This window comes from Flavonifractor sp. An91 (genome assembly GCF_002159225.1).
GTDB classification, from domain to species: Bacteria; Bacillota; Clostridia; order Oscillospirales; family Oscillospiraceae; genus Flavonifractor; species Flavonifractor avicola.
The window spans coordinates 59,455-69,371 of the sequence record NZ_NFHA01000020.1 but is presented as its reverse complement, the minus strand read 5'-3'; the positions used below and the strand labels follow the sequence as shown (position 1 = coordinate 69,371).

Annotated in this window: 10 protein-coding genes; all 10 read right to left on the bottom strand. The window is 65.0% G+C overall.

The window, feature by feature from the left end:
- Nucleotides 1-173: 173 nt before the first annotated feature.
- Nucleotides 174-719 (bottom strand): ribosome hibernation-promoting factor, HPF/YfiA family, encoded by a 546-nt coding sequence (raiA, locus tag B5G42_RS11890; RefSeq protein WP_087270664.1) that lies wholly within the window; start codon nt 717-719, stop codon nt 174-176.
- 99 nt (nt 720-818) lie between these two features.
- Complete coding sequence (locus B5G42_RS11885; protein WP_087270661.1) at nt 819-1,238, bottom strand: DUF134 domain-containing protein; 420 nt, start codon at nt 1,236-1,238, stop codon at nt 819-821.
- Nucleotides 1,239-1,337: 99 nt separating this feature from the next.
- On the bottom strand, nt 1,338-2,618 hold the full coding sequence (gene hemL / locus B5G42_RS11880; protein ID WP_087270659.1) for a glutamate-1-semialdehyde 2,1-aminomutase: 1,281 nt from the start codon (nt 2,616-2,618) through the stop codon (nt 1,338-1,340).
- A complete protein-coding gene (gene hemB / locus B5G42_RS11875; protein ID WP_087270656.1) occupies nt 2,618-3,601 on the bottom strand; it encodes a porphobilinogen synthase in 984 nt (327 codons plus the stop codon). The genes hemL and hemB overlap by 1 nt, the downstream gene beginning before the upstream one ends.
- 1 nt (nt 3,602) lies before the next feature.
- Nucleotides 3,603-5,087 carry a uroporphyrinogen-III C-methyltransferase gene (gene cobA, locus B5G42_RS11870; RefSeq protein WP_087270653.1) on the bottom strand — a complete coding sequence of 495 codons (1,485 nt, stop codon included), beginning with the start codon at nt 5,085-5,087 and terminating at the stop codon, nt 3,603-3,605.
- On the bottom strand, nt 5,072-5,962 hold the full coding sequence (gene hemC / locus B5G42_RS11865; protein WP_087270650.1) for a hydroxymethylbilane synthase: 891 nt from the start codon (nt 5,960-5,962) through the stop codon (nt 5,072-5,074). Before hemC ends, cobA begins: the two co-directional genes overlap by 16 nt.
- On the bottom strand, nt 5,959-7,605 hold the full coding sequence (locus B5G42_RS11860; RefSeq protein WP_242961213.1) for an NAD(P)-dependent oxidoreductase: 1,647 nt from the start codon (nt 7,603-7,605) through the stop codon (nt 5,959-5,961). Before B5G42_RS11860 ends, hemC begins: the two co-directional genes overlap by 4 nt.
- Nucleotides 7,602-8,294: a precorrin-2 C(20)-methyltransferase gene (gene cobI / locus B5G42_RS11855; protein ID WP_087270647.1), complete on the bottom strand. Its 693-nt coding sequence runs from the start codon at nt 8,292-8,294 to the stop codon at nt 7,602-7,604. The genes B5G42_RS11860 and cobI overlap by 4 nt, the downstream gene beginning before the upstream one ends.
- The gene (locus tag B5G42_RS11850) at nt 8,291-9,139 is read right to left on the bottom strand and encodes an ATP-binding cassette domain-containing protein (RefSeq protein WP_087270644.1); all 849 of its coding nucleotides are present in this window, start codon (nt 9,137-9,139) and stop codon (nt 8,291-8,293) included. Before B5G42_RS11850 ends, cobI begins: the two co-directional genes overlap by 4 nt.
- The gene (cbiQ, locus tag B5G42_RS11845; protein ID WP_087270642.1) at nt 9,136-9,915 is read right to left on the bottom strand and encodes a cobalt ECF transporter T component CbiQ; all 780 of its coding nucleotides are present in this window, start codon (nt 9,913-9,915) and stop codon (nt 9,136-9,138) included. The genes B5G42_RS11850 and cbiQ overlap by 4 nt, the downstream gene beginning before the upstream one ends.
- Nucleotides 9,916-9,917 lie beyond the last annotated feature (2 nt).

Sequence of the window (9,917 nt, the reverse complement as noted above, 5' to 3'; positions counted from 1 at the left end):
GGTAGTTCATATAGTCCCCTCCTGGTGTTTTGGTTGTGTGGTTACTCCATTCTACCACTGGGGGCCATATGAACTCTTTTTATTTCCCTAAATTGTTGCGCTTGATAGTATAATTCACCTAATAATTAAAAAAGGGAGCGGCTTACGCCGCTCCCTTTTTTACGTCTGAATGATCAGTCCTCGTCCACGATGAGGCCGTAGCCGCCGTCGTTGCGCTTATAGACTACGGCAAAGCGCCCGTCCTGATCCACGTCCTTGAAGGCGAAGAAGGTGTGGTCCACCAGATTCATCTGGAGCACCGCCTCGTCCACCGTCATGGGCTTGATGGGGAAGCGCTTGGTACGGACGATCTTGAACTCCTCCTCGTCCACCTCGGGGGCAAAGGAGGAAATCTCCTCGGCGTCCACACTGCGGGAGAAGGCATCCTGACGCAGGCGCTTCTCCAGACGGCTCTTATTCTTACGCAGCTGGCGCTCCACGGAGGAGACCGCCGCGTCGATGGTGGCAAACATATCGGAGGTACTCTCGGCTACGCGGATGATGGTGCCGCCGGAGCGGATGGTCAGCTCTACGTTGTTGCGGTCCTTTTCCACGCTGAAGACGATGGCGGCCTCCGTATCCGCCTTAAAGTAACGGTCTAACTTGCCCACCTTTTTCTCGGCATAGGCATGGACCTTGTTGGGCAGATTGATCTTCTTGTCAGTAAACACGAACTTCATCGTTTTCAACTCCTTCCACCCTCCGAGGAGGGATTGGGTCACCGGTCAGGACCGGTTCCCTGCTCTGATTATACCACGTCGTACGCAGATTGTCACAACTTATTTCAAAAGTTTTTGTGAATTTTGCCCATCACACCCCGGACCCTCCGGGTGGGAACACACCCCGCAGCCGCAGCGGCCTCCGCCGCAGTCCCGCCGCGCACAGTTCCGGCCCGGACATACTTCCCCCTGTGGACACAGGGCATAGTCGCCGCCGGTGATGGTCAGTCGCCGTCCCTCCACCAGGGCCAGCGCCAGCTTCCTGCGGGCGGTATCGTACACTTGCTGCACCGTAGAGCGGGCCACCCCCATCTGGGCGGCGCACTCCTCCTGGGTACAGCCCAGCAGATCCATCAGGCGGATGGCCTCGTATTCCTCCACTGCCATCTCCACCGTCCCGTCCCCGCCCCCTGTCAGCGGTCCAAAGGTGTCGTGCCGGGGCAGGGCACAGATGCGGCGGCATTTCTTCGGTCTTGCCATGGGCGCTCCCTCCTGTTCCTGCTCTCAGTGTAGCAGATTTCCGGTATATGTCAAGAACACGCAAAGACAAAGCCGCTGCCAAAGGCAGCGGCTTTGTAATTACAGTCCGGCGAATACCGCTTCCGCAGCGGCCAGGGTAGCCTGGAGTTCCTCCTCCCCATGGGCGGCGGAGACAAACATGGCCTCGAACTGGGCGGGGGCCAGAGCCACGCCCCGCTCCAGCATCCCCTGGAAGTAGCGGGCGTACTTGCCCACGTCGCTGCCCTTGGCGTCCACGAAGGTGGACACGGCGGTGGGGGTGAAGAAGGGGGCCAGCAGAGAGCCGATCTGATTGACCACCACCGGCGCGCCGGTCTTGGCAATGGTTGCCCGCAGACCTGCCGCCAGCTTCTCTCCCTTGGCGGCGATGTCGGTATACACTTCCGGGTGGTCCTTCAGGTAGTTCAGCTGGGCCAGACCGGCGGCCATGGCCACCGGATTGCCGCTGAGGGTACCCGCCTGGTACACCGGGCCGCAGGGGGCCACCTGCTCCATGAGGGCACGGCTGCCACAGTAGGCGCCCACCGGCATACCGCCGCCGATGATCTTGCCGAAGGTAATGAGGTCGGCTTTCACGCCGAAATATTCCTGAGCGCCCCCCAGGGCCAGCCGGAAACCGGTGATGACCTCGTCGAAGATGAACAGGGCGCCGCTCTTGTCGCACAGCGCCCGCAGGCCCTCCAAAAAGCCGGGGGCGGGACCCACCACGCCCATGTTGGCGGCCACCGGCTCCACAATGATGCAGGCGATCTGGCCGGGATAAGCGTCCAGCAGGGCCTCCACCGAGGAGAGGTCGTTGAACTGGGCGGTGAGGGTGTGCTTCACAATGTCCTCGGGCACACCGGCGGAAGAGGGATGGCCTCCCGCCAGGGCGGAGGAGCCTGCGTTCACCAGCAGGCAGTCGGAGTGGCCATGGTAGCAGCCCTCAAACTTGATGATCTTGTCCCGGCCGGTGGCCCCACGGGCCAGACGGACGGCGGACATCACCGCCTCGGTACCCGAGTTGACCATGCGCACCATCTCGATGCCCGGCACCAGCTCCACCATGAGCTGGGCAATCTCCACCTCCCGGCGGGTGGGAGCGCCGAAGGACAGGCCGTCCTTGACGGCCTTCTCCACCGCCTCCCGGATCACCGGGTGGTTGTGACCCAGGATCATGGGACCCCAGGAGCACACATAGTCGATATACTTCCGGCCGTCCTCGTCCCAGATGAAGGGGCCGTCGGCACGGGTAATGAAGCGGGGGGCCATGCCCACCGCCCGGTAGGCCCGCACCGGGGAGTTGACCCCGCCGGGCAGGACCTTCACGGCCTGCTCAAACAGTTCTTCCGAGCGTCCCATCAGCCGATATCCCCTTTCTGAATGGCCTGAGCCAGTTCTTTGGCGTAGTAGGTAATGAGCATATTGGCGCCAGCCCGGAAGACGGACAGGGCGGACTCGCACATGATGCGGTACTCGTCAATGAGACCCGCGGCGGCGGTAGCCTTGATCATGGCGTACTCGCCGGACACGGAGTAGGCGCACATGGGCAGATCATAGGCGTCGGAGCATTCCCGGATCACGTCCAGATAGTTGAGGGCGGGCTTGACCATGATGATGTCTGCCCCCTCCTCAATGTCCAGAGCGCACTCCTTCAGGGCCTCCTTGCGGTTGTGGGGGTCCATCTGGTAGCCCTTCCGGTCCCCAAAGGAGGGGGCGGAGCCTGCCGCAGACCGGAAGGGTCCGTAGAAGGCGGAGGCATACTTGGCGGAGTAGGCCATGATGGGGGTGGTCTGATAGCCGTACTCATCCAGAATGGCCCGGATGGCGGCCACACGGCCGTCCATCATGTCGGAGGGAGCCACCATGTCGGCCCCGGCCTGGACGTGGGACAGGGCGGTTTTGGCCAGCACCTCCAGGGTCTTATCATTGTCCACCTCATGGCCCCGGAGGATGCCGCAGTGGCCGTGGTCGGTGTACTCGCACATACACACGTCGGTGATGATATAAAAGTCGGGGTACTTGGCCTTGATGGCCCGAATGGCCTCCTGGACCACGCCGTGCTCATCCCAGGCGGAGGAGCCGATGGCGTCCTTGTGGGCGGGCAGGCCGAAGAGGATGCAGTGATTTACCCCGGCAGACAGGCACTCCTCCACCGCCTGGCACACGCTGTCGATGCCATAGTGATTCTGGCCGGGCAGGGCCTCAATGGGCCGTACCCCCTGGAGGGTCTCGTCCACAAAGATGGGGTAGATCAGGCTGTCGGGGGACATCCGGGTCTCCCGGCACAGGCGGCGCACCGCGTCATTGCCCCGCAGGCGGCGGGGCCGTTGGATCAGTTCCATATCAAACACCTTCCAAAATGGTTTCCACCAGCGCGTCCATGGTGGCCTCACGGGCCACCCGCACAGGAATTCCGAATTTCTTTGCCTCCGCGGCAGTCTGCTGCCCGATGCACATCCCCACCATGCGCGAGAAATTGACATCCTCACCCACGGAGGAGACGAAGCCCTTCACGGTGGAAGCGGAGGTGAAGGTCACCAGCAGACCCTCCGTCCCCTCCACCGCCTCCCGCAGTTCCTGAGAGCGGGGATTTTCATACACCGTGCGGTAGCTGGCCACGTCGTCACAGGCAATGTTACGCCTTGCCAGCCCCTCTGTCAAGGCGGGGGAGCCCTCCTCCGCCCGGAGGGCCAGCACCTTGCCCGCGGCGGGCAGACCCTCTCCCAGATGGGCGGCGTCGTACACCTCCGGCACATAGTCGGCCTTCAGGCCGTGGGCGGACAGAGCGCGGGCAGTGCCGGGGCCAATGGCAGCCAGTTTCACAGCACCCAGGGCACGGGCGTCCTTGCCATGGCCCTCCAGCCACTGCCACAGGGCCTCCACTCCGGCGGGGCTGGTGAGGGCCAGCCACTCATAGTCACAGAGCCGCTCCATAGCCTCATCCACCGCGGGACAGGGGTCCAGGGGGACGGTGGCGATGCAGGGATACTCCCACACATCGGCCCCCAGGGCACGCAGCCGGGCAGACAGGGTACCCGCCCGCTCCCGAGGCCGGGTGACCACCACCCGTCTGCCCTTCAGGGGCAGCTTGTCGAACCAGTCAAAGTCCTCCGCCAGAGCACACACCTTGCCCACCACGATGACGGCGGGACTCTCCACCTTGGCCTCCTCCGCCACGGCGGGCAGGGTGCCCAGGGTGGCGGAAATGCGCCGCTGGGCTGGGGTGGTGCCCCGCTCCACCACGGCGGCAGGCATATGGGGCTCCATGCCCGCATCCAGCAGGCCCTTGCAGATCTGGGGCAGGGCAGAGACCCCCATCAAAAAGACCAGGGTGCCACGGGTACGCACCAGAGCCTCAAAATCAATGTCCAGCTCCTTCCCCGCCCGCTGATGGCCGGTGACGATGTGGAGGGAGGAGCAGCAGTCCCGGTGGGTCACCGGGATACCCCCGTAGGCGGGGGCGGAAATGGCGGAGGTGATGCCGGGCACCTCCTCAAAGGAGACGCCGTGCTGGGCCAGCAGCTCCAGCTCCTCGCCGCCCCGGCCAAAGAGGAAGGGGTCGCCGCCCTTGAGGCGCACCACATTCTTGCCCTCCAGGGCCTTGTCCAGCAGGATCTGGTTGATCTGATCCTGGGGCACCGGGTGGCGGGAGGCCTGCTTACCCACGTCGATGTGCTCGGCTTTCTCGGGCATCATGGCCAGGATGGCGGGGCTGACCAGCCGGTCATACACCACCACCTCCGCCTTCTGGAGGGCCTCCAGCCCCTTCCGGGTCAGCAGGCCGGGGTCGCCCGGGCCTGCCCCCACCAATGTTACTTTACCAGGCATGGATTTCCCTCCTTCATGGAATTGGCCAGCTGCTCCGCCAGCGCGGTTTCCTGTTCCTTGGGTCCGGAGATCTTGTCCCGGAACACCTGCCCGGCCTCGTCCACATAGAGGCCGGTGAGGGTGATGGTCTTCCCCTCGATCACGGCGTGGGCGGCGATGGGGGAGGAGCAGCCCCCGTCCAGGGCCCGGACAAAGGCCCGCTCGGCCCTGGCGCACAAAGTGCCCTCCTCGTCCACCACCCCGTCCAGATAGTCCAGGTTTTCTCCCGCCCGGCTCTGGAGAGCCATAATGCCCTGCCCCGCCGCCGGGATCATCTCCTCCACGGTAAAATACCGGGTGATGCGCCCCTCCAGCCCCAGCCGTTTCAGACCGGCGGCAGCCAGCACCAGGGCGGAATACTGGCCCTCGTCCAGCTTGCGCAGCCGGGTGAGCACGTTGCCCCGCACCGGAGCCACCTCCATGTGGGGGAACAGGGCCTTCAGCTGCACCGCCCGCCGGGCGGAGGCGCAGCCGATGGGCTTGGCGGGGTCCAGCTCGGTCACCCCCTCCGGGAACACCAGCACGTCCCGGGGGTCCTCCCGCTGGGAGAAGCCCGCCAGAGGAATGGCCGGGTCCTCCTCCATGGGCAGGTCCTTGCAGCTGTGTACCGTCAGATCCACCCGGCCGTCCAGCAACGCGGCGTCCAGCTCCTTCACGAAGAGGCCCTTGCCGCCGATCTTGTCCAGGGTGCGGTCCAGGATCTTGTCGCCGGTGGTCTTCATGGTCACCAGCTCCAGGGTGATCTCCGAATGATGGGCCCGGATGGCCTCCATCACCAGCTCCGACTGAACGACAGCCAGCCTGCTCTCCCGGCTGCCCAAGCGTATGGTCCTCATTCCAATCCCTCCAGTACGGCCCGGATGGCCTTGGCGGCCCGGGCGGTGCGGGCGTGGTCGTCTCCCCGCCCGGCCACCCCGGCCACGATGTTGTCCCCGGTGCAGATGGCGGGGAAAAAGAAGGTACACTCCTCCGGAGCGTCGGCCACGCTCACCGGAATACCCAGAGCCCGGGCCTCCTCCCCCACAGCGCGGTTGACAGAGCGGTCGTTGGTGGCGGCCACCGCAATGGCGGCCCCCGCCAGATCGCCCGGGGCATAGGGCCGTCCCTCCCACTGTATGCGCCCGTCCAGAGGCTTACACCTGGGGGCGATAACGGTGACCTCCGCCCCGAAGCGGGCCAATACCTCCGCCCGGCGGCAGGCCACCACGCCGCCGCCGATGACCACGGCAGTTTTCCCCACCAGGTCGATGAAAAGTGGAAAACGGAAGTGCTTTTCCGGCGGTAAGGTCCACCGGGGCTTGGCGGCAGTATGCACTTCAATCTTGGCGGCGCACCGCTCCAGATCCTCCGGGGTCAGGTTGTCCTTCAAACCGCCGGACAGCAGATCCACCGCCCGGCTTACCGCCAGCTCCACCAGTTCCCGGGCCTCCGGTCCCTCCAGGTCGGTGGACAGCACCCTTGCGGCCACCGCCTGCTTCACCCGCTCCAGGCCGGGCAGGCAATTCTTATAGTTTTCCCACTGGCTCAGCCGGTCCAGATACTTTTCCACAATGGCCGCCGCCTCCGGTGGAAGTTCCCGGCTTGTGTCCACCCCCAGGTCGTCCACATTATAGAGGGTGAATCCGGGCAGGGTGGCAACCTGGGGCTCGATATCCCGGGGGATGGCCAGGTCGGCCAGCACATGAGGGGGCCGGGACAGCTCCGCCAGTTCCCAGGCCGTCACAGTGTAGTGGGGGCTGGTGGTGGCGGAGATGACCAGGTCCATGCCCTCCATGGCCTGATACCGCTCCTCATAGGGGGTGACGGTGCACCCGGCGGGCACCACCGTCTCCCCGTGGTGATAGCTGCGCAGGGTCACGGTGACGGCACATCCCGCCTCGTAGAGGAGGGAGGCAGACAGTCGCCCCATCTCTCCGTTACCGATGACCAGGGCCTTCCGGCCCTTCAGGCCTTCCAGATGGGCGGATAGCCGGTCCACGGCGGACCGGGCCGCCGACCGGGGTACCCCAATGAAACGGACTTTGGTCTTGATCTCTTTACCGGCGGCGGCGGCGTTGCGGAACAGGGTCTCCAATACCCCGTCCGCCGTGCCTACCTCACGGGCAGCCTGAACCGAGCCCTTCACCTGGGTGACAATCTGATCCTCCCCCCAGATCTGGGAGCGCAGGCCGCCGGCCACCTCCATCAGGTGGCGGGCCGCCTCCTCCCCCGTCCGGGTGACAAAAGCAGCCTCAAAGGGGGCGTACTCCACCCCCGCCTCGGCGCACAGCAGCCGTCCCGGGTCGGGCATGGGCCCCTCCCCGCAGGACAGGTAGAGCTCAGTGCGGTTGCAGGTGGACAGCAGCACGCAGCCCTCCACCCCTTCCCGGCGGGACAGGCGGCGGTCCAGCTCCAGCACCTGATTGCGGGTGAAGGACAGCTGTTCCCGCAGGTCGATGGGGGCTTTATGCCAGTCCAGCCCGGTCATAATGAGCTTCACGCCTCTTCCCCCTTTTTCACCAGCACCACCGAGAAGTAGCCGCTGCCCTCCTCCAGGTCGGCAAAGCGGGGACACACCAGTTCCCCCTCCATGCCGCAGTTGGCCACCAGGGAAGCCCGGCCCAGCAGGCCGTGCTCCTCCAGGGTGTTTTTCAGGGCACCGATCTCACGGCCCGCCTTCATAAACACCAGGTTGGCGTCCAGGTCCAGGCAGTCGGACACATCCTTGTGGGAAGCGGGGACGATGAGCAGCCGCTCGCCCTTCTCGCACAGGGCCATGTTCAGCTTGGCGGCCACCGCGCAGAAAGAGGGCACGCCGGGGATGATCTGGGCGTCATACCCCCGGGCCGCCACCTTCTTGTGGAGGTAGAGATAGGTGGAGTACACCGTGGGGTCCCCCAGGGTGATAAAGGCCACGTCCTTACCCCCGTCCAGGGCGGCGCACACCAAGTCGGCGTTGCGCTCATAGGCCCCGTCCAGGGCGGCATGGTCCCGCACCATAGGGGCCTCGCAGGTCAGCAGTTCCTTGCCGTCGGCCAGCTCCCCCACGATATTGAGGGCGGTCTTTTCCCCCCGGCCCGCGTCGGGCACGGCCAGCACCGCCGCCTGGCGGATGATGCGCTCGGCCTTCTTGGTCATCAGCTCGGGATCGCCGGGGCCAACCCCCACGCCGTACAACATTCCTCTCATTGGTTTTCCTCCTTGAGCATTCGCAGGATCTCCCGCCGGGCCGCCCCGATGGTGGCGGCGGACCGGTCGGCGTCCAGACCATCCACCTCCCGCAGCACCTCCATCAGGTGGGCGATGCGGGGCAGACGGAGATGATTGGCACGCAGGGCCGCCGGGTCGGCAAAGAGCTGCTCCGGCGTACCCTCCAGCAGCACCTTGCCGCCCCCCAGCAGGTAGGCGTAGTCGCAGTACAGGGGCACGATGTCCATGTCGTGGGTGGCGATGAGTACCGTCATGCCCAATTCGTCCCGCAGCCGGGCGAGCAGCTTCATGATGTCGCTGACCCCCTGGGGGTCCAGCCCGGCGGTAGGTTCATCCAGAATGAGCACCTCCGGCTCCATCACCAACACACCGGCGATGGCCACCCGCTTCTTCTGTCCGTAGGACAGGGCGTGGGTGGGTTTGTCCCGCAGATGGGACACTCCGGTGCGCTCCAGGGCGTCCTCCACCCGGCGGCGGACCTCCTCCGCCGGCAGGCCCAGGTTCACCCCGCCGAAGGACACGTCCCGGTACACGTCGGCGGAGAAGAGCTGGTCGTCCGGGTCCTGGAACACGATACCCACCCGGCGGCGCAGCTCCAGCAGGCCCTTCTTGTCATAGCGCACCGGCTGGCTCCCCAGCACCACCTTGCCGCTCTTGGGGGTGAGCACCCCGTTGAGGCTGAGGAATAGGGTGGACTTGCCCGCCCCGTTGGCCCCCAGGATACCGGTGACCTTCCCTTTTTCTGCGGCAAAGGTGATATGGTCCAGGGCCACAGTGCCATCTTCATAGGTATAACACAGATCTTCTGCCTGGATGGCCTTCACGGCAGCAGCCTCCCTTCCACAAACCAAATGGCGATCTGTCCCGCCGCCGCAAATACGGTGAGGGGGAGCAGCCCCCACCCCGGACGGTAGGCGTCGTTCAGGGTGGTGAGACTGCCGGTATAGCCCCGGGACTCCAGGGCGGTATAGATACGGTCGGCCTTCCGCCAGGCCCGCAGGAACACCATGGAGGCCAGCATCCCCAGAGAGGACACCGACCGGCGGAACCCCCGGTAGCCCAGCCGGGAATCCTGGGCGGTGCGGATGTTGGCAGCCGTCTCCGCCAGCACGAAAATGAAGCGGTAAATGAGCTCCATCAGCTCCACCAGCAGCTTGGGCACATGGAGCTTCTCCAGGGCCATGGTCAGATCGGTAACGGGGGTATTGAGGGAGAGAAAGTACATACATCCCACCGCCCCCAGGGCCTTGCAGAAGATCCGGCCGCCCAGCCAAAGGCCATCCACGGTAAAGCCCCACAAACTGTTGCCCACCGGAATAGCTGCCACCATCTCCGTCCCAGCGGGGTAGGCCCCCGCCACGATGGTAAGGCAGCCGATGACCAGAAAGATCAGCGGCACCTTTAAAAAATGGAGGTACACCCTGGGGGACAGTCCCCCCAGGGTGGTGATAAGCCCCCCCATCAGAACCAGGGTAAACAGGCCCACCGCCACGCTGTCGCAGCACAGGCAGATCACCAGAGCGACTACCGTCAGCAGCAGCTTGGGCATGGGAGACACCCGCCGCAGGCGGGACTGATAGGCGTAGCGGTCGGTGCCCATGG